This window comes from Pseudomonas sp. ADAK21, from assembly GCF_012935735.1.
GTDB classification, from domain to species: Bacteria; Pseudomonadota; Gammaproteobacteria; order Pseudomonadales; family Pseudomonadaceae; genus Aquipseudomonas; species Aquipseudomonas proteolytica.
On sequence record NZ_CP052857.1, the window covers coordinates 3,653,117 to 3,673,224 of the forward strand.

At 61.4% G+C, this 20,108-nt stretch carries 20 protein-coding genes; 9 read left to right on the forward strand and 11 right to left on the reverse strand.

From position 1 onward, the window contains the following. Positions 1–143: 143 nt before the first annotated feature. From HKK57_RS16480 to arcD (HKK57_RS16490), 3 genes are all read right to left on the reverse strand, one after another. Positions 144–1,154 (reverse strand): ornithine carbamoyltransferase, encoded by a 1,011-nt coding sequence (locus HKK57_RS16480; RefSeq protein ID WP_029296316.1) that lies wholly within the window; start codon positions 1,152–1,154, stop codon positions 144–146. Between the two features lie 69 nt (positions 1,155–1,223). Beyond that, entirely contained in the window at positions 1,224–2,480 is a 1,257-nt protein-coding gene (arcA, locus tag HKK57_RS16485) for an arginine deiminase (RefSeq protein WP_070995314.1), read from the reverse strand. A 33-nt stretch (positions 2,481–2,513) separates the two neighbouring features. Further along, on the reverse strand, positions 2,514–3,941 hold the full coding sequence (arcD, locus tag HKK57_RS16490; protein ID WP_029296320.1) for an arginine-ornithine antiporter: 1,428 nt from the start codon (positions 3,939–3,941) through the stop codon (positions 2,514–2,516). 448 nt (positions 3,942–4,389) lie between these two features. Here arcD (HKK57_RS16490) and arcD (HKK57_RS16495) point away from each other — a divergent pair, with 448 nt between their 5' ends. Continuing rightward, on the forward strand, positions 4,390–5,817 hold the full coding sequence (gene arcD / locus HKK57_RS16495; protein WP_029296323.1) for an arginine-ornithine antiporter: 1,428 nt from the start codon (positions 4,390–4,392) through the stop codon (positions 5,815–5,817). A 96-nt stretch (positions 5,818–5,913) separates the two neighbouring features. Here the strand turns inward: arcD (HKK57_RS16495) and HKK57_RS16500 are convergent, their stop codons facing one another. From HKK57_RS16500 to HKK57_RS16530, 7 genes are all read right to left on the reverse strand, one after another. Further along, positions 5,914–7,260, reverse strand: a complete 1,347-nt coding sequence (locus HKK57_RS16500; protein WP_169390436.1) for a CoA transferase — start codon at positions 7,258–7,260, stop codon at positions 5,914–5,916. A 40-nt stretch (positions 7,261–7,300) separates the two neighbouring features. Next, entirely contained in the window at positions 7,301–8,644 is a 1,344-nt protein-coding gene (locus HKK57_RS16505; RefSeq protein WP_029296327.1) for a sensor histidine kinase, read from the reverse strand. Between the two features lie 64 nt (positions 8,645–8,708). Further along, on the reverse strand, positions 8,709–9,170 hold the full coding sequence (locus HKK57_RS16510; protein ID WP_070995317.1) for an LTXXQ domain protein: 462 nt from the start codon (positions 9,168–9,170) through the stop codon (positions 8,709–8,711). A gap of 160 nt (positions 9,171–9,330) precedes the next feature. Continuing rightward, positions 9,331–10,008, reverse strand: a complete 678-nt coding sequence (locus tag HKK57_RS16515; RefSeq protein ID WP_029296332.1) for a response regulator transcription factor — start codon at positions 10,006–10,008, stop codon at positions 9,331–9,333. A gap of 7 nt (positions 10,009–10,015) precedes the next feature. Further along, positions 10,016–10,423 (reverse strand): translation initiation factor 2, encoded by a 408-nt coding sequence (locus tag HKK57_RS16520; protein WP_070995318.1) that lies wholly within the window; start codon positions 10,421–10,423, stop codon positions 10,016–10,018. 106 nt (positions 10,424–10,529) lie between these two features. Continuing rightward, positions 10,530–10,829 carry a YciI family protein gene (locus HKK57_RS16525; protein ID WP_070995319.1) on the reverse strand — a complete coding sequence of 100 codons (300 nt, stop codon included), beginning with the start codon at positions 10,827–10,829 and terminating at the stop codon, positions 10,530–10,532. A gap of 1 nt (position 10,830) precedes the next feature. Further along, positions 10,831–11,427: a septation protein A gene (locus HKK57_RS16530; RefSeq protein WP_029296338.1), complete on the reverse strand. Its 597-nt coding sequence runs from the start codon at positions 11,425–11,427 to the stop codon at positions 10,831–10,833. 87 nt (positions 11,428–11,514) lie between these two features. Here HKK57_RS16530 and HKK57_RS16535 point away from each other — a divergent pair, with 87 nt between their 5' ends. From HKK57_RS16535 to arfB, 8 genes are all read left to right on the forward strand, one after another. After that, a complete protein-coding gene (locus HKK57_RS16535) occupies positions 11,515–12,378 on the forward strand; it encodes a PHP domain-containing protein (RefSeq protein ID WP_029296341.1) in 864 nt (287 codons plus the stop codon). Positions 12,379–12,391: 13 nt separating this feature from the next. Continuing rightward, positions 12,392–13,021, forward strand: a complete 630-nt coding sequence (locus HKK57_RS16540; RefSeq protein ID WP_169390437.1) for an L-threonylcarbamoyladenylate synthase — start codon at positions 12,392–12,394, stop codon at positions 13,019–13,021. 120 nt (positions 13,022–13,141) lie between these two features. Beyond that, entirely contained in the window at positions 13,142–13,840 is a 699-nt protein-coding gene (locus HKK57_RS16545) for a segregation and condensation protein A (RefSeq protein ID WP_169851199.1), read from the forward strand. A 12-nt stretch (positions 13,841–13,852) separates the two neighbouring features. After that, positions 13,853–14,779 carry an SMC-Scp complex subunit ScpB gene (gene scpB / locus HKK57_RS16550; RefSeq protein WP_029296346.1) on the forward strand — a complete coding sequence of 309 codons (927 nt, stop codon included), beginning with the start codon at positions 13,853–13,855 and terminating at the stop codon, positions 14,777–14,779. Positions 14,780–14,816: 37 nt separating this feature from the next. Further along, positions 14,817–15,008, forward strand: coding sequence for a DUF1289 domain-containing protein (locus HKK57_RS16555; protein WP_159908608.1), 192 nt, complete (start codon positions 14,817–14,819; stop codon positions 15,006–15,008). A 143-nt stretch (positions 15,009–15,151) separates the two neighbouring features. Then, a complete protein-coding gene (rluB, locus tag HKK57_RS16560; RefSeq protein ID WP_029296351.1) occupies positions 15,152–16,390 on the forward strand; it encodes a 23S rRNA pseudouridine(2605) synthase RluB in 1,239 nt (412 codons plus the stop codon). 609 nt (positions 16,391–16,999) lie between these two features. Beyond that, positions 17,000–18,421, forward strand: a complete 1,422-nt coding sequence (locus HKK57_RS16565; RefSeq protein ID WP_029296353.1) for an amino acid permease — start codon at positions 17,000–17,002, stop codon at positions 18,419–18,421. 57 nt (positions 18,422–18,478) lie between these two features. Next, a complete protein-coding gene (arfB, locus tag HKK57_RS16570; protein WP_029296355.1) occupies positions 18,479–18,892 on the forward strand; it encodes an alternative ribosome rescue aminoacyl-tRNA hydrolase ArfB in 414 nt (137 codons plus the stop codon). Here the strand turns inward: arfB and HKK57_RS16575 are convergent. After that, on the reverse strand, positions 18,889–20,088 hold the full coding sequence (locus tag HKK57_RS16575) for an MFS transporter (protein ID WP_029296357.1): 1,200 nt from the start codon (positions 20,086–20,088) through the stop codon (positions 18,889–18,891). The two genes, arfB and HKK57_RS16575, sit on opposite strands and share 4 nt — an antisense overlap. Positions 20,089–20,108 lie beyond the last annotated feature (20 nt).

Sequence of the window (20,108 nt, forward strand, 5' to 3'; positions counted from 1 at the left end):
TTTATGTAGGAGCCGGGCTTACCCGCGATGCAGTCACCTCGGTCTGCCAGACATATTGAGGTGATGCCATCGCAGGCAAGCCAGCTCCCACATAAAGCTCGCTCCCACATTGACCGTGTTGCATCAGTGGAAGCGGTGCCGGGTTACAGGTCCGCTAGCGTCGAAACCAGGATCGCCTTGATGGTATGCATGCGGTTTTCCGCTTGCTCGAAGGCGATGCAGGCCGGGGACTCGAACACGTCGTCGGTCACTTCGATGCCGTTGGCCAGGTGCGGATACTGCTCGGCAATCTGCTTGCCGATCTTGGTATCGCTGTTATGGAACGCCGGCAGGCAGTGCATGAACTTGGTGCGTGGGTTGCCGGTGGCTTTCATCAGCTGGGCATTGACCTGGTATGGCAGCAGTTGCTCGATACGTTCGGCCCAGGCCTCTACTGGCTCGCCCATGGACACCCAGACGTCGGTATGGATGAAGTCCACACCCTTGACCGCCGCTTTCGGGTCTTCGGTGAGGGTGATGCGTGCACCGCTTTCTTCTGCGTATTTTTTGCAGCGACCGACCAGATCGTCATGGGGCCACAGGGCTTTTGGCGCGCAGATGCGCACGTCCATGCCCAGCTTGGCGCCGACCAGCAGCAGCGAGTTGCCCATGTTGTTGCGGGCGTCGCCCAGGTAGGCGTAGCTGATGTCGTGGATCGGCTTGTCGGCGTGTTCACGCATGGTCAGCACGTCGGCGATCATCTGGGTTGGGTGGTACTCGTCGGTCAGGCCGTTGAATACCGGCACGCCGGCGAATTTCGCCAGTTCTTCGACGATTTCCTGCTTGAAGCCACGGTATTCGATGGCGTCGTACATGCGCCCAAGTACGCGGGCGGTGTCTTTCATGCTTTCTTTGTGGCCGATCTGCGACGAGTTCGGGTCGATGTAGGTGACGTTGGCGCCCTGGTCATAGGCCGCCACTTCGAAGGCACATCGGGTGCGGGTCGAGGTTTTCTCGAAGATCAGCGCGATGTTGTTGCCTTTGAGGTGCTGCTGCTCGGTGCCGGTGTACTTGGCGCGCTTGAGGTCGCGGGACAGGTCCAGCAGGTAGCGCAGTTCGCGCGGGGTGTGGTGTTCCAGGCTCAGCAGGTTACGGTTGTGGATGTTGAACGCCATGATGATTCTCCTTGGATTCGGTAATCGGCCCGTGCGGCATCGGGTGGACGCCGCCGGGGAGATGGTCGTTTAGTAGTCGATAGGGTCGCGGATGATCGGGCAGGTCATGCAGTGGCCGCCGCCACGGCCGCGCCCCAGTTCGCCGGCGCTGATGGTGATGACTTCCACACCGGCCTTGCGCAGCAGGGTGTTGGTGTAGGTGTTGCGGTCGTAGCCGATCACCACGCCAGGTTCCACGGCCACCACGTTGTTGCCGTCGTCCCACTGTTCGCGTTCGGCGGCGAAGCTGTTGCCGCCGGTCTCCACTACGCGCAGGGCCTTGAGGCCGAGGGCGGCGGCCACGGTATCGAGGAAGTTGGTTTTCTCCCGTTGGATATCAATGCCGTGGGGCTTGCTTTCATCTGGACGCAGGGTGAAGGGCACGATCTGGTTCACCACTTCCGGGAAGATGGTCACCAGGTCGCGGTCGCAGAAGCTAAACACGGTGTCCAGGTGCATCGCCGCGCGGGATTTCGGCAGGCCGGCAACGATGACCTTTTCCACGGCCTTGTTCTTGAACAGGTTGCGCGCCAGTTGGCCGATAGCCTGGTGGGACGAACGCTCGCCCATGCCGATCAAGACCACGCCGTTGCCAATCGGCATCACGTCGCCGCCTTCCAGGGTGGCAGCGCCATGCTCCTGGTCAGGGTCGCCGTACCAGATCTGGAAGTCGGCGTTGGTGAACTCGGGGTGGAACTTGTAGATGGCGGTGGTCAGCAGGGTTTCCTGACGTCGCGCCGGCCAGTACATGGGGTTGAGTGTCACGCCACCGTAGATCCAGCACGTGGTGTCACGGGTGAACTGAGTGTTGGGCAGCGGCGGCAGGATGAAGCTGGCGTGGCCGAGGAAGTCGCGGAACATCTCGATGGTCTTGCCACCGAAGCTGCTGGGCAGGTCATCGGCCGACACGCCACCGATCAGGAACTCGGCGATCTTGCGTGGCTCCAGGCTGCGCAGCCACGAGCCGACTTCATCGACCAGGCCCAGGCCCACGGTGTTGGCGGTGATCTTGCGCTCCAGGATCCAGTCCAGCGCTTCGGGGATGGCGACAATCTCGGTCAGCAGGTTGTGCATTTCCAGCACATCGATATCGCGCTCGCGCATCTTGGTGACGAAGTCGAAATGGTCGCGCTTGGCCTGGGCCACCCAGAGCACGTCATCGAAGAGCAGTTCGTCGCAATTGTTGGGGGTCAGCCGCTGATGGGCCAGACCTGGGGAACACACCATGACTTTGCGCAGTTTGCCGGCTTCGGAATGTACGCCGTACTTAACTTTTTCCGTGGTCATTACAGATCCTCCAGTGAACAAAAGATTCAGGTGTTACAGGGTCAGGAAGCCGTCGTAGAGCCCATAGGCCGCCACCAGGGCGCCAATGACCACTGCGGCGAAAATCAGCTTCTCGACGTTGGTGAAAATCGGTTTGCCCAGCTCACGCTTGGCCTTGGCGAACAGGATCGCGCCAGGGGCATAGAGCAGGGCGGACAACAGCAGGTATTTGGTGCCGCCGGCATACAACAGCCAGACCGCGTAGATCAGGGCGATGGCGCCGATGAACAGGTCTTTCTTGCGCTCGGCCAGGGCCGCCTCGTAGGTCTCGCCGCGTACCGCCAGCAACAGTGCGTAGGCCGCCGACCACAGGTAAGGCACCAGGATCATCGAGGTGGCGAGGTAGATCAGCGACAGGTAGGTACTGGCGGAGAACAGGGTGATTACCAGGAATATCTGCACCATGGCGTTGGTCAGCCACAGGGCGTTGACCGGCACATGGTTGGCGTTTTCCTTACGCAGGAACTCCGGCATGGTGTGGTCTTTGGCAGCGGCGAACATGATCTCTGCGCACAGCAGCACCCACGACAGCAACGCGCCGAGCAGGGAGATGATCAAGCCGACGCTGATCAGCACCGCGCCCCAGTGGCCGACCACATGCTCGAGCACGGCCGCCATCGACGGGTTCTGCAGCTTGGCCAGTTCCGGTTGAGTCATGATCCCCAGGGACAGCACGTTCACCAGCATCAGGAACAGCAGCACGGTGATAAAGCCGATGACGGTGGCCTTGCCCACATCCGAGCGCTTTTCGGCACGGGACGAGAAGATGCTCGCGCCTTCGATACCGATAAATACCCAGACGGTAACCAGCATCATGTTGCGCACCTGGTTCATCACACTGCCCAGGTCGGGGTTTTTCACGCCCCAGATATCCGCGGTGAAGATGTCCAGCTTGAACGCGAACAGTGCGATCAATACGAACAGCACCAGCGGCACGACCTTGGCGACCGTAGTGACCAGGTTGATGAACGCTGCTTCCTTGATGCCGCGCAGCACCAGGAAATGCACGGCCCACAACAACACCGAGGCGCCAATCACTGCCGCCGGGGTATTGCCTTCGCCGAAAATGGGGAAGAAGTAACCGAGGGTGCTGAACAGCAGCACGAAGTAACCGACGTTGCCCAGCCAGGCACTGATCCAGTAGCCCCAGGCCGACGAGAAACCCATGTAGTCGCCAAAACCGGCCTTGGCGTAGGCGTATACACCGCCGTCCAGGTCGGGTTTGCGGTTGGCCAGGGTCTGGAACACAAAGGCCAGGGTCAACATACCTACGGCGGTGATAACCCAACCAATCAATACCGCACCAACATCGGCGCTGGCGGCCATGTTTTGCGGCAACGAGAAGATCCCACCGCCAATCATTGAGCCCACAACTAGAGCAACAAGGGCGCCTAATCGAAGTTTTCCGGGAGATTCAGACATTGCGTGACTCCAATGCAGGAGAAGAGAGACCACAGAATAAAACTGTGCGCTATTCAAACAGCTGACTCAGATCACTTCATTGGCACATTCCATTGTGAATTAAAGACTTATGAATAAATGCTGCGGGCGTATAATTACTCGGATAAGCGCGTCCCAGAGCTTTTATCCGTTTGGATTAATGCGATATGCGTAAGGCGTGGATGTTTGAAGCTAGCCCGTTTTCGCAGATGTGCAAACTTTTTCAAAAGGCTTTGCCAAATACCTCTCAAGGATAAAAGACAAGGGGTATTTAAATTCTAAATTTGCCTAAACTCGACTAACTGAAATGTCATTAAGTTATGAGGCGAGCAGTGTTATTCGCTATAGATAATAAACGTTGCATGTTTTCGATAAATTAGCCGAGTGCACAGTTGTTAGCTCAATGACGGTTTTATCTGCAGGAGTTTCTATGTCGCAACCGGCACAAAAGCTGCGCCTCAGCGCCCTGGTGGCGTTGGTGGTGGGCTCGATGATTGGCGGCGGGATCTTCTCGTTGCCGCAGAACATGGCGGCGCGGGCAGAGGTGGGGGCGATCCTGATCGGCTGGGGCATCACCGCCATTGGCATGTTGACCCTGGCCTTTGTGTTCCAGACCCTGGCCAACCGCAAGCCCAACTTGGACTCGGGTGTGTATGCCTACGCCAAGGCCGGTTTTGGTGACTACATGGGCTTCTCGTCGGCCTGGGGCTACTGGATCAGCGCCTGGATGGGCAACGTCGGCTACTTCGTGTTGCTGTTCAGCACCCTGGGCTATTTTTTCCCGGTGTTCGGCCAGGGCAACACGCCCGTGGCGATCGGTTGCGCGTCGTTGCTGCTGTGGGCCGTGCATTTTCTGGTGATGCGCGGCATCAAGGAGGCGGCGTTTATCAATCAGGTCACGACTGTGGCCAAGATCGTGCCGTTGCTGATGTTCATCGTGATCGCCGCCGTGGCCTTCAAGGCAGACATTTTTACCCGGGATATCTGGGGCCTGGGCAACCCGCAATTCGGCGGGGTGATGGACCAGGTGCGCAACATGATGCTGGTCACCGTGTTTGTGTTTATCGGCATCGAAGGCGCCAGTGTGTACTCGGCGCGCGCCGAAAAACGCTCCGACGTGGGGCGCGCCACGGTGATCGGGTTTGTCGGGGTGCTGGCCCTGCTGGTGCTGGTGAACGTGCTGTCCCTGGGGATCATGAGCCAGCCCGAGTTAGCCAACTTGCAGAACCCGTCACTGGCGGGCGTGCTGGAACATATCGTGGGCCCCTGGGGCGCGATGTTGATCAGCATCGGCCTGGCGGTGTCTTTGCTGGGGGCGTTGCTGTCATGGGCCTTACTGTGCGCCGAGATTCTCTACGCCACCGCCCATGACAAGACCATGCCGGCCTTCCTGAAAAAGGAAAATGCCAACCGTGTGCCGGTCAATGCGTTGTGGCTGACCAATGTGATGATCCAGCTGTTTCTGGTGATCACGCTGTTTTCCGCCAGCACCTACACCACGCTGATCTACCTGGCCTCGTCGATGATTCTGGTGCCGTATTTATGGTCGGCGGCCTATGCCGTGCTGCTGTGCGGGCGCGGGGAAACCTATGAGGGCGCCCAGGGCGAGCGGCTCAAGGACCTGCTGGTGGGCGTGATTGCCCTGGGGTATGCGGTCTGGCTGCTGTATGCCGGTGGCTTGAAATACCTGCTGCTGTCAGCGCTGCTGTATGCGCCGGGCGTCATCCTGTTTGCCCAGGCCAAGCGCGAGCAGGGCCAGCCGCTGTTTACCTTGTTGGAAAAGGGTATTTTCAGCTGTGTGATCGCTGGGGCGAGCCTGGCGGCGTATGGGTTGTACAGTGGTGTGTTGAGCCTGTGAGCGATTGTGCGGGCTTCATCGCGGGCAAGCCCACATTGACTGAGCTGTACACAATCAACTGTGGGAGCGGGCTTGCCCGCGATGACAATCCCAAGGTCACCACTGTGCCCGATGCGCGCCCAATTCCCCGGCCGGCAAGTCCCATTGCAGCGGTGTCCCGGTAATAGTGACCGGGGCTAGCAAACGATGTGCCGGCCCCCAGGCCGTCTGTTCCACCAGCAACCCCTGATCAGCGGGTTGTTCTTCACGCAATGCGGGCTGCTTGCCGTGTCCCGCCTCAACCAACAATTTTGCCGTACGCGCCAGCGACAGCCGTGCCGAACCTGCGTGCCCGCTGTTCAAGCGTTGGGCCAAGGCCTGTATCGCGCTGGCGGCCATCAGGTAGCCGGTAGCATGGTCCAGAGCCTGCACCGGCAGCGGCGCGGGTTGATCCACCTGTTTGCTCTGCATACCGGCGTGGGCGATGCCGCTGCTCATCTGCACCAGGCTGTCGAAGCCCCGGCGATTGCGCCACGGGCCGCTCCAGCCGTAGGCGTTAAGGCTGACGTCGATCAGGCCCGGGGCAATCTGCTGCAGTGCGGTTGCGTGGTAACCCAGGTGTTCCAGCGCATTTGCCCGATAACCGTGAAGCAGAATGTCGGCATCCCTGAGCAGGTTTTCGAATAGTTGCCGGTCGTTGGCGTGTTTAAGGTCAAGGCGCGCGCAGCGCTTGCCCAGGGTCATTTCCGGGACGACCCCGGGTTCGTTCCAGTCGGGTGCGTCGATGCGCAATACGTCGGCACCCAGGCCTGCAAGAAAACGACTGGCCACGGGGCCGGCCAGGACGCGGGTCAGGTCCAGGACCTTGACCCCCGCCAGCGGGCGCGCAACGCTGCCGAGCCAGCGGCTTTTACCGCGCGCGTCGAAGCGCTCCCATGCGATCAGGGGTTCCTGATTGACCGCCAACCCTTGTGGATGGGCCTGCCACTCCTGCCAGGTGCGCATCTGCGCCGCGCAGCCGGCTTCGTCGACTATCGCTTGTTCAAGCTCGCCAGCGTTCCACCGGACGACCTTGAGGGCCATCGCCGTCCGCTGCGCCGCCTGTCCGAGTACTCGCTCGGCGGCGGCACGATGGTGTGGGGCGTTGGTGTGCAGGCGAATCCAGCCATCGGCGCAGGCATAGTCGCCGGCAATCGGGTCCCATAATGGCGGAACGCTCCAGCCCAGCGGGCGCAGGGAGCTGGAGAACCAGAACGAGGCCAGGCGCCGGTCGACGCTGACCATAGGCAAGCGCGCGGTCTGTTGTTCAAGCAGGCGGGCCACTGCCTGACCCGCCGCACCCATGCTGGCGCAGGCCAACTCGGTGACGGCGAAGGCCGACGGCAGGGCACCGGCCTCTGTGGTCGCCAGCGGTGCGGCCGGCAGATCGAGTGCAAGTTGGATCGATGTGAGCAGATCAGTCATCAGGGGCCCTCCTTAACAGAAGGGCCATCATAGAAGATCTTCAGGGGTGTCCTGCAATCCCCGGTTGCAAGGGCAAATCCAGGGTGGCGATAAAACCGCCCTCGGGGTGGTTGGCCAGGCTCAGGCTGCCGCCGTGACGCTCGGCGGCGCGCCGGGCGATGGCCAGGCCCAGGCCATGACCTTGGGCGGTTTGCCCGGGGGCACGGTAAAACGGCTCGCCCAGTTTTTGCAGGCACTCGGCATCCACGCCCGGGCCGTGATCGCGCACGCTGATCACAATGCGTTCGCCCTCACGCTGGGCGCGCATTTCAATCGGCTGGGTGGGCGGGTTGAAGCGCTGGGCATTGCGCAACAGGTTGTCCAGCGCCCGTTCGATCATATGGGGCCAGCCCTTGAGATTTAACGCCGGGTCGGCGTGAAGCCGGACTTCCTGGTCCGGGGCGCCGAGCTGGGCGTCCTTTTGCAGGGTCTCGAGCAGCCTATTGAGGTCGATGTCTTCGGCGCTGGCGTTGTCGGCGTCGACTCGCGCCAGCACCAGGATCTCGCTGATCAGGGCTTCGAGGCGGTCACATTCCAGGGTCAGGCGCGGCCAGAGCTTTTCCCGTGCCTCGGGGGTGGCCCGTTCCGCCAGGGCCAGGGCGATCCGCAGGCGGGCCAGGGGCGAGCGCAGCTCATGGGAGACGTCGCGCAGCAGTTGCCGCTGGCTGCCGATCAGGCTTTGCAGGCGCGCGCCCATGCGGTTGAAGTCGGTGGCCAGCACGCCAAACTCATCGCGCCGGTCGGCCAGGCGCGCCAGGCTGTTTTGCTGGTACGTGGTCTGCCCCAGATCATGCACCGCGCCGCGCAGGCGGCTCAAAGGCCGCGTGATCGACAGGGTCACCAGCAGGCTAAACAGGGTCAGCACCACCAGCGCAATCGCCAGGGCGCTCAATGGCCAGAGCAGGCTGCTGCGGTGCCAGGCATCCAGCTCCGGCAGGGCGATGCGGTAGATCAGCAGGTAGGTATCGCCGGTCTTCTCGCTGGTGTATTCGGCCGTCAGGCGACGCCAGGGCAGCCGGCCCTCGTGGCTCTCATGCTGTCGCGCTTCGAAGGCGGCGGCACGGCGCGGGAAGGTGCCACGTACCACCGGGTCGCCGCTTTCGTTGAGCACTTGCACATCGACGTGGTATTGGCGCTTGCGCTGTTGCAACAAGTCCTGGGCCGCATCCTCGCCTTGGGTTTCGTAGCGCTGGGTCCATTCCTCGGCCAGGTTACTGAGGCCAGGGTGGCGGCTGAGAATCCAGGCATCCTGGTTGAGCATATGCCCAAGCAGGATCGACAGCCCGGCAACCAGGGCGATGGCCAGCCAAAAACTGGCAAGGATGCGCCAGAAGAGTGAACGCACAGGAAACCCTCAAACAGGAAAAGCCCAGCGGCGCGGGCCACTGGGCTGGGAGATTGCTAACGCATTATTGCGCTTTTTGCGGTTGTTGCGCTTTCCAGGCCTGGAACTGCTGCCACTCGGCCTGACGCTCGGCGCGTTTCTTCGCCATTTCGTCGAACTTCTTCTGCTGATCAGGCTTGAGCAGGGCGCGGATATCGGCTTGGGTTTTCTGCTTGGCGGCGGCCATCTCGTCGTTCATGGCTTTCTGCTCAGCGGCCGGAAGTTTGTCCAGGTACTTTTTGACCAGTTGCTGACGACCTTCACGTTGCTCGCCCATCAACTTGCCGATCTGCTGGCGCTGTTCGCGGGTCAGGTCCAGTTGGCTGAAAGGGCCGCCTTTGCCGCGCATGCCGTGTTCACCGCCGTGGCCCGGGCCGCCCATCATATGGCCTTCTGGACCGCCCACCGGGCCTGGGCCTTCTGGCATGGCCATGGCAACGGTAGGCAGGGCAGCAGCGAACATCAGAGCGATAAGGGTCTTGCGCATGGTGTTTCTCCTTGTCTCGGTTCCGGTGAGTCCGGATGTGAGTAGATTACGAGGATCAAGGTCAGCGGCGGTCAGGGGAGGGTAAAGCTTGGGTAAAGACGGGTTGGGTGGGGGCTTACAAAACAGGTAAGAGCCGGCAAGCCGGCTCCTACAGGGGATTTCAGGGGGTGTAGTAGTAGCCACGGCTGCGCAGGGCGACGATCCGCGGACGGCCGTCGGCATGCGGGCCGATTTTCTTGCGCAGGTTGCTGACGTGCATGTCCAGGCTGCGGTCATACAGGGTCAGCTTGCGGCCCAGGGCAATCTGCGCCAGTTCCTGCTTGTCCAGCGGCTCGCCCGGCTGGCGCAGCAAGGCTTCCAGCAGGCGGCTTTCGGACAGGGTGAGGGTCAGTTCCTGATGGTCGATGATCACCACGCCGCGCACCGGGCTGAAGCACAGGTCGCCCAGTTCCAGTTGGGTCGACACAGCCGTCGGATGGCTGCGGCGCAACACCGCCCGTAGGCGGGCGGTCAGTTCGCGGGGGTCGCAGGGCTTGGCCAGGTAGTCATCGGCGCCCAGCTCCAGGCCGAGGATCCGGTCCAGGGGCTCGCCCCGTGCCGAGAGCATCAGCACCGGCAGTTCCGGGTGGTCGGCGCGCAATTGCTTGAGCAGCTCCAGGCCGCTGCCGTCGGGCAGCATCACGTCCAGCACCACGGCCGCCGGCGCGGCGTCGGCCAAGGCCTTGCGGGCGCTCACGCCGTCATGGCAAGCGCGCACCTGGAAACCTTCCTGGCTCAACCAACTGGTCAGCAGCTCACAGAGCTCCTGGTCATCATCTATCAGTAACAGCTCGCTCATGACTCACTCAATTTAGCCATTGTCGACGGCGCCGATGCCCGCCACTGGCGAAGATACCGCACAGCAGGGCAACCAGCGCAACTCCTGCGCCAATCACGAACCATTGCTGCTGGTCGGTGAGCCAGCGGGGCAGGGTGCTGCCTTGTGCGTCCTTGAGTTGCTGGGCCAGGCGCTGGTTCTCCTGGCGCAAGCGGCTCAATTGCGCACTCTCGCGGGCGGCATCGGCAGTTTGCAATTGTTTGCTCAGTTCTTCGCGCAGGCGTTCGCTTTCTTTCAAGCGCTGCTGCAACTCGGTGATCTGGCTGCCGGCACTCAAGGACAGGGGCGTAGAACTGCCGGTGTTCGAGGTTTCTTCAGCCTGGGCCGTGGCCCCGATCGTTAACACTGCCAACAGACACAACTGACTTAAGCGCATCGGAACTCCTGATTCCACACGAATATTCAGAACGTTGTCGGCAGGTTACCGAGAATAATGAGCGATCAGGCGTTTGCCGAACCCAATAGGTTCAGCGCCACCCGGATCAAGGCAGGACTTGCTTGAAGGGTTTGATCACAACATCGGCATACACACCGGCCGCTACGTACGGGTCGGCCTTGGCCCAGGCTTGGGCATCGGCCAGGGACGCGAACTCGGCAACGATCAGGCTGCCGGTGAAGCCGGCTTCACCCGGGTCATTGCTGTCGACTGCCGGGTGCGGGCCGGCGAGCACGATGCGTCCTTCGGCTTGCAGCGCCTTGAGGCGTTCCACGTGGGCCGGGCGCACAGCCAGGCGCTTTTCCAGGGAGTTGGCGACGTCGGTGGCAATGATTGCGTAGAGCATGTCAGTCCTCGGTTTTTGGCGTGGTGGAGTCGGTGTCGTGCAGGTGGCGCGACAGGTAGATGCCCTGGGCAACCAGGAATACTACGGTCATGCCCAGGCTGCCGAACACCTTGAAGTCGACCCAGTAGCTCTGGAAGGTAAAGGCCACGAACAGGTTGGCTGCGCCGCAGAACAGGAAAAACAGGATCCAGGCGATGTTCAGGCGGGTCCAGATCGGCTCCGGCAGGCTCAGGGCATGGCCCATGATCCGCTTGATCAACAGGCGATCGCCAATGAAGTGGCTGCCGATAAAGGCCAGGGCGAACAGCCAGTTGACCACCGGGGCTTTCCATTTAAGGAAGGTTTCGCTGTGGAAGGCCAGGGTCAGGCCGCCAAAGACCAGGCAGGCGATCAGGGTCAGCCATTGGCTTTTTTCCAGCTTGCGCTGGGAGATGAAGATCGCGCCGTAGACCACCAGGGAACTGATGATCAGCACCGCGGTGGCGCTGTAGATGCCGCCGAACGACAGCTCATGGCCGCCGATATCCAAGACCCGTGGGTCGGTTTTGAAGACGATGAAAAACAGCAACAGCGGGATGAAGTCGATGAATTGTTTCACAGTAAGAGCCAGAAGCTGGATGTGGCGGCATAATAACAAACATCCTTGGTTGCGATAGCGCCAGCTGACTTGAGGTTACACACTCCCGTGAATGTTGATTTGCACTGCCACAGCACGGCCTCCGACGGCGCCCTGGCGCCCGCGGTACTGGTTGCGCGTGCGTTTGAAAAAGGCGTGCGAGTCCTGTCGCTGACCGATCACGACACCCTCGAAGGCCTGGACGAGGCGCGCAGCGCCGCCACGGCACTGGGGATGCATCTGGTCAATGGCGTCGAACTGTCCTGCACCTGGGGCGGGGCGACCATTCATGTACTGGGCTACGGTTTCGACGTCAACGCCCCGCCATTGGTGGCGGCCATTGCCAGTTTGCACGATGGCCGCTGGCTGCGGTCCGAAGAAATAAGCCGCAAACTGGCGCTCAAAGGCATGCCCAACGCCCTGGAGGGCGCCCGTGCCATCCAGCAGGAGCTGGGCGACAGTGGCAACGCGCCGGCCCGTCCGCATTTTGCCGACTGGATGGTGCGCGCAGGTTACGTCAAGGATCGCGCCGAAGCGTTCCGCAAATGGCTGGGCGCCGGCAAGCTGGGGGACGTGAAGTTGCACTGGCCGACCCTCGAAGACACCGTGGCTACCCTGCGCGCTTCGGGGGCCTGGGTCAGCCTGGCGCATCCCTGGCACTATGATTTCACCCGCAGTAAACGCCGCAAGCTGATAGGCGACTATATTCAAGCAGGTGGCCACGCCATCGAAGTGGTCAATGGGCATCAACCCGCCGAACAGGTTGGCAGCCTGGCGATTCTTGCCCGTGAATTTGGGCTGCTGGTCAGCGCCGGCAGTGATTTCCATGGCCCAGGCGGCTGGTCGGAGATCGGCGAATACCGCCCGGTCCCGGAAGACTTGCCGCTCCTGTGGGGGCGATTCAAGCATGACCCCATTACCGCCACCGTCTGAACAGGTAGAAAACGTGAGTCAATTTTTCCAGATTCATCCGGAAAACCCGCAAGCGCGGCTGATCAAGCAGGCCGTGGAGATCATCCGTGGCGGTGGCGTGGTGATCTACCCCACGGACTCCTCCTACGCCATTGGTTGTCAGATCGGCGACAAGAATGCGGTTGAGCGCGTAAGACGCCTGCGCGACCTGGATAAGAACCACAACTTCGCGTTGATCTGTAGCGACTTGTCGCAACTGGGTCTGTTCGCCAAGGTTGATACGGGCACTTTCCGCCTGCTCAAGGCCCATACGCCAGGGCCCTACACGTTCATCCTCAATGCCACCCGCGAAGTGCCGCGCCTGTTGCTGCACCCGAAGAAGCGCACCATCGGCCTGCGGGTGCCGGAGCATCCCATCGCCCTGGCATTGCTGGCCGAGCTGGGTGAGCCACTGATGAGCGTGTCGCTGATCATGCCCGGAGAGTCCGAGCCGCTGTACGACCCTTACGAAATGCGGCAACTCCTGGAAAAACACGTAGACCTGATCATCGACGGCGGCTACGGCGGCAACAAGGCGTCTACTGTGATCAACCTGGCCGACGGCGAGCCTGAAGTGGTGCGCGTCGGTTGCGGCGACCCCACGCCGTTCATGGTCGAGGCCTGAATGTCGGCCGTGGAACCCGTCGACAGCCAGGCCGGCGCCCAGCAGGAGCTGCCATTTGCCATGGTCTACGGCCAGGCGGTCATGGAAATGCCCCTGGACTTGTACATCCCGCCGGATGCCCTGGAAGTCTTCCTTGAGGCCTTCGAGGGGCCGCTGGACTTGCTGCTGTACCTGATCCGCAAACAGAACATCAATATCCTCGATATCCCGGTGGCGGAAATCACCCGCCAGTACATGGGCTATGTCGAGTTGATGCAGTCGGTGCGCCTGGAACTGGCCGCCGAATACCTGGTGATGGCCGCGATGCTGGCCGAGATCAAGTCGCGCATGCTGCTGCCGCGCTCGGAGACGATCGAGGCCGAAGAGGACGACCCGCGCGCCGAACTGATCCGCCGCCTGCAGGAGTACGAGCGCTTCAAGGCAGCCGCCGAAGGCATTGACGGCTTGAGCCGCGTGGGCCGTGACGTGGTGGTGCCCAAGCTGGATGCGCCGGAAGCCCGGGCGCGCAAACTGTTGCCAGATGTGAGCCTGGAAGAATTGCTGATGTCCATGGCCGAGGTGCTGCGCCGTGGCGATATGTTTGAAAGCCACCAGGTCAGCCGTGAAGCCTTGTCCACTCGCGAACGCATGAGTGATGTGCTGGAGCGCCTCAAGGGCGGTGGTTTTGTGCCGTTTGTCGAGCTGTTCACCGCTGAAGAAGGGCGCCTGGGGGTGGTGGTGACTTTTATGGCGATCCTCGAGCTGGTCAAGGAGTCCTTGGTCGAGCTGGTACAGAATGAGCCTTTTGCGGCTATCCACGTGCGGGCGCGAGCCGAATAACGAGCTGAATCGATGAATCTGACTGAACCCCGCGAACTGGCCCCGCTGTTGGAAGCCTTCCTCTTGGCCTCGGGCAAGCCGCAATCACTGGAGCGCCTGTTCGAACTGTTTGAAGAGGCTGAGCGCCCGGAGCCTCCGGTATTCAAGAAGGCCTTGGAGATCCTGCGCAAATCCTGTGAAGGCCGGGCCTTTGAGCTGCGGGAAGTGGCCTCGGGTTACCGCCTGCAAATTCGCGAAAAGTTTTCGCCGTGGGTCGGGCGCCTGTGGGAAGAGCGCCCGCAGCGTTACTCCCGGGCGATGCTGGAGACCATGGCGCTGATCGCCTATCGCCAGCCCATCACCCGTGGCGAGATCGAAGACGTACGTGGCGTGGCGGTCAACAGTCATATCGTCAAGACGCTGCTGGAGCGCGAGTGGATCCGTATCGTCGGTTACCGCGACGTGCCGGGCAAACCGGCGATGTTTGCCACCACCAAGGTGTTTCTCGATCACTTCAACCTGAAAAACCTCGACGACCTGCCGCCATTGGCCGAATTGCGGGAGATCGAGGCCGAACCGGTGCTCGATTTCGACGATGCGCCAGTGCCGGCTGGCTTGCAGGAGCTGGCCGATGCCAGCGCCGAGCCGGAAGAGCCCAAGGACGAGACCAGTTTCCATACGCTGCTGTTGGAGCTGGACGATATGGAGCAGGGGATCAAGACCGATTTTGATGACTTGCTGCGCGATGGGGCGGCCGAGCCCGAAACGCCGGTGAACGTTGAAACGACGCCAGCGGTCGAACCTGAACCTCTGGAAGACATCTTGGGTGTGGCAGCCGCTCGCGAAAAATTGCTGGCCGCCGTCGCCGCCCTTGAACAGCCCGAGTTGAGCGAAGAAGAAGCCGAAGCCCGAGCACTGGCCGAAGCCATCGAAAACGAACGCCGCGAATTCGAAGACTGACAGCTCCCACAGATAAGCCCTGTGCAGTGAGGTAGTGATGAGCTCCACCAAAGACCCCTGCATCAGCATCTGCAAATTCACCGACGATATCTGCCTCGGCTGCGGGCGCAGCAAGCGTGAGATCCGGGCCTGGAAGAAACTCGACAAGGTCGACAAGCGCGCGGTGCTGGCCGAAGCCGAGTTACGGCTGCTCGCCCTGGGTGCCACCGGTCGGCGGAAAAGTAAATGAGCCGGCCCATATCGACTAGTCTCTGATGCGCAATGCGCGCCATGAGCGTATGATTCGCGACCCTTCGGCGATGCGTTCGCCCAAGAACCCAGTTTCAATACCTTCAGGCCACGCCTGAATCGACACACCGGGAGGTGCTTAAGATGAAAGACCAAGACCAGAACGACAGCCAGGAAATCGGCCCAGCAGGCGAGAAACTGCAAAAAGTCCTCGCCCGTATCGGCGTCGGCTCGCGCCGCGACGTGGAAGCCTGGATCACCCAGAAGCGCATCAAGGTCAACGGCGTCGAGGCCACCCTTGGCCAGCGCGTCGACCTGCATGACGCGATCACTATTGATGGCAAGGTCATCAAGCGTGAAGAGGCCGCCGAATCGGTGCGCCGCGTGATCATGTACAACAAGCCCGACGGCGAGATCTGCACCCGTGACGACCCGGAAGGCCGTCCCACCGTGTTCGACAAGATGCCCAAGCCCAAAGAAGGCCGTTGGATCAACATCGGTCGCCTGGACATCAACACCACCGGTTTGCTGATGTTCACCACCGACGGTGAACTGGCCAACCGCCTGATGCACCCGTCCTACGAGATGGACCGTGAATACGCAGTGCGTGTACGTGGTGAAGTCGATGACGAGATGATCGAGCGCCTCAAGGCTGGCGTCGTGCTGGAAGACGGCCCGGCCAAGTTCACCGACATCAAGCAGGCTCCAGGTGGCGAAGGTTTCAACCACTGGTACCACTGCGTGGTGATGGAAGGGCGTAACCGTGAAGTACGTCGCCTGTGGGAATCCCAGGGCCTGGTGGTCAGCCGCCTGAAGCGCGTGCGTTTTGGCCCGGTGTTCCTCAACTCTGACCTGCCGATGGGTCGCTGGCGCGAAATGAGCCAGTACGAAGTCGACATCCTCAGTGCTGAAGTGGGCCTGACCCCGGTGGCCATGCCGCAGATGAACGCCAAGAGCAAAGACAAGCTGGAGCGTATGCAGCGTAAATCGTCGCGCCCAGTGGCTCGCACCGAGCGCGTTGCCCGCACTCTGCGCCCGGCCCTGGATGCGCCGGCCACTGGCGGTCGTATTTCCCGTCAGCCGCAGATCGAGGGTGATCGTCGCCCATCGGCTCCGGCCCGTCAGGATGGCGAGCGTGCGCCGCGTACTCCACGTCCGGCCGGTCGTGGCGAAGCGCCAACAGGTGGCCGCAGCAACCGAGGCGATGCAGGCCGCGGTGCGCCGCAGACCGATCGTCCAGCCGAAGGCGCCAAGCGCCCAGCCAAGCCAGCGCCGAAAAAGCGCCCTGGGCTCAAACTGGTGGCTGACGAGCCATCGGGCAAGCGCCGTGGTGCACCGGCAGGTTCCGGGCAGCGTCCGGGCTTTGGTCGCAAGAAGCCTTAAGGGCTGCGGCAAGTTTTAAGCTGCGAGCGGTAAGAGAAAACGCCAACCCTGAGGGTTGGCGTTTTTTTTGCGTCGGACTTTGTGCAGGAGCGAGCTTGCTCGCGAAAAACCAGAGCTGTCACGCTTATCCAGGATGAACGCGGTGCTCGGGCGTTTGCCGCGAGTAGGCTTGCTCCTACAGATGATGGCAAGCCCGGTCGTCATGAATATCTTCCGCCCTGTAACAATTATTTTACGCAGGGCCTGAGCCTACGCCTGTCTTGGTCTCGTGTTTTTTTATCTGTAAAGAAAACTTGCCGATCGGTCAACAATCTCCCCGGCAAGGCTCCCTAACCAATCGAGCGGTGTACAATGCGCCGCGTTTTACTGTGACCCCCCTTGCATACCCATGCAAAAGGCCTTCAAGGCTGGCTGCCTTGTTAACTCCGCCTGGCCACAAGCCGGACGGGTTCGATTTCGTCACAGATAAAAACAAACAGGTGACGCATGACCGTAAGAAAGACGCTGAACTCCTGGTGCCTGCGCTGGGGTTTGATCGGCGCTGCTTGAGTCGGTTTCAAAGCAGCATCGTGTAATCAACATCATCAAACCTTGCGTGAGACCCTTTTCATGAGTGCAAACAACTCGCCTTCAGGTGAACTGAAGCGCGGCCTGAAAAATCGTCATATCCAATTGATCGCCCTCGGTGGCGCGATCGGTACCGGCCTGTTCCTGGGCTCGGCGGGGGTGCTGAAGTCAGCCGGCCCGTCGATGATCCTCGGCTATGCCATCTGCGGCTTTATCGCCTTCATGATCATGCGCCAACTGGGCGAAATGATCGTCGAAGAGCCAGTAGCCGGCTCCTTCAGCCATTTTGCCCACAAGTACTGGGGCGGTTTCGCGGGCTTTTTGTCGGGCTGGAACTGCTGGATCCTTTATATCCTGGTGGGCATGTCGGAGCTGACGGCCGTCGGCAAGTACGTGCACTACTGGTGGCCGGAGATTCCGACCTGGGTCTCGGCGGCGGCATTTTTCGTGCTGATCAATGTGATCAACCTGGCCAACGTCAAAGTGTTTGGCGAGGCCGAGTTCTGGTTTGCGATTATCAAGGTGGTGGCGATTGTCGGCATGATCGCCCTGGGCAGTTATCTGCTGGTCAGCGGCACCGGCGGGCCGCAGGCGTCGGTGAGCAACCTGTGGGAACACGGCGGGTTCTTCCCCCATGGCGTCGGTGGGTTGGTGATGGCCATGGCGATCATCATGTTCTCGTTTGGCGGCCTGGAAATGCTCGGCTTTACCGCCGCTGAAGCGGACCAGCCACGGACCGTGATCCCCAAGGCGATCAATCAGGTGATTTACCGCATCCTGATTTTCTACATTGGCGCCCTGGTGGTGCTGTTGTCGCTGACGCCATGGGACAGCCTGCTGGTGACCTTGAACGCGTCCGGCGACGCCTATAGCGGCAGCCCGTTCGTGCAGGTGTTCTCGATGCTGGGCAGCAACACTGCCGCGCATATCCTCAACTTTGTGGTGTTGACGGCGGCGCTGTCGGTGTACAACAGCGGCACCTACTGCAACAGCCGCATGCTGCTGGGCATGGCCGAACAAGGCGACGCCCCGGCGGCGTTGGCGAAGATCGACAAGCGCGGCGTGCCCGTGCGTTCGATCCTGGCCTCGGCGGCAGTCACCCTGGTGGCGGTGTTGATGAACTACTGGATCCCGCAGCACGCCCTGGAACTGCTGATGTCCCTGGTGGTGGCCACGTTGGTGATCAACTGGGCGATGATCAGCTTCTCGCACTTCAAGTTCCGCCAGCACATGAACCGCACCGGCCAGGTGCCGCTGTTCAAGGCGCTGTGGTACCCCTATGGCAACTTTGTGTGCCTGGCGTTCGTGGTGTTTATCCTGGCGATCATGCTGATGACGCCGGGCATTCAGAAGTCGGTGTATGCGATTCCGATCTGGCTGGCGTTCATGTGGGTCTGCTATTTCTTCAAGAGCAAGCGCGAGGCTCGGGAAAACCTGAGTGCGGTATCCTCGCTGAACAACTAGCCTACCCTGCAGGAGCCGGTAAACCGGCTCCTGCAGGTGTCAACGGACCCGCTTTCCATGTTGGTAATCTCCAGTAACGTGCACCTGCCCGATGCTGAAATCGAGTTGACGGCCATCCGCGCCCAGGGCGCCGGGGGGCAGAACGTCAATAAGGTTTCCAGCGCGGTGCACTTGCGCTTCGATATCGGCGCTTCATCGTTGCCGCCGTTCTACAAGGAGCGCCTGCTGGCACTGCGTGACAGCCGCATCACCAGCGAAGGCGTATTGATCCTCAAGGCCCAGCAATACCGGACCCAGGAACAGAACCGCGCCGATGCCCTGGAGCGCCTGGTGGAGTTGATCCTCAGCGCGACCAAGGTCGAGAAAAAACGCCGCCCGACCAAACCCACCCTGGGCTCGAAAAAGCGTCGCCTGGAATCCAAGACCAAGCGCGGCAGCATCAAGGCCGGGCGCGGCAAGGTGGATTTCTAGCCAGCGTTGCGTTCGTCGCGGTATTTGGGGGCCTGGCGATACAGGTACAGGCTCAACAGCAGCCCGGCGAAGGCCGCCAGTGCGGCAAACAGAAAGATCGAAGCAAAGCCGAAACCCGCCGCAATAGCGCCGGCCAATGGCCCGGTGATGCCCAAAGACAAGTCGATAAACAGCGAATAGGCCCCCACCGCCGCGCCACGGCTGGAGGCAGGCACCAGGTTGACCGCCTCGACGCCCAGCGCCGGAAACACCAGGGAAAAGCCAAAGCCACTCAGGGCCGCGCCCGCCAACGCCAGTTCGGCATTCGGCGCCAGCCACAACAGCAGCAGGCCAAGGGTTTCCACCGACAGGCAGGCGATCGCCACGCGAAACCCGCCGATCCGGTTGATCAGGTTACCGAACAGCAACCGCGCGCCGATAAAGCTGGCCCCGAACAGGCTCAGGCACAGCACCGCGTTATCCCAGTTCTGGGTCGCGTAATACAGGGTGATAAACGTGGCGATGGTGCCAAAGCCGATGGAGCCCAGGGCCAGCCCGCAGCCGTGGGGCAGTACGCGGCCCAGCACATGCATGAAGGGCAGGCGTTCGCCGACTACGATGGGCGCCGCGACTTTCGGCCAGGCCAGCAGCAGGCCCAGCACCGCCAGCACCATGATGCTGGCGCCCATGCTCCACAGCCCGAACCGGCTGACCAGCAGCACCCCCAGCGGTGCGCCAATCGCCAGGGCGCCGTAGCTGGCAATACCGTTCCAGGAGATGACCTTGGCGGTATTCAGCGCACCGACCCGGCCAATCCCCCAGCCAATGGAGCCCGATCCCACCAGGCTTTCGGCACTGCCCAGGACCAGCCGGCCAATCAGCAGACTGGTCAGGCTCAAGGCCGGCAGATGGGTCAATGCCGCGGACACCAGCATGAACACCCCACTCAAGCCACAACCGGCCAGGCCGTACATCACCGCGCGCTTGCTGCCGCGGTTATCGATGATGCGCCCGGCATAGGGCCGGCTCAGCAGGGTGGCCAGGTACTGCACGCTGATCACCAGGCCCGCGATCACCGCGCCAAAACCCAGGTCGCTGTGGACATAGCCCGGCAATACGGCCAGGGGTATGCCGATATTCAGATAGCCGATAAAGGTGAACAGCACGATGGAAACGACTTGCAGCGTGACCGCCATGGGGCGCTGGGTATCTGGCATGGGAGGGGTCCACTGTCGCG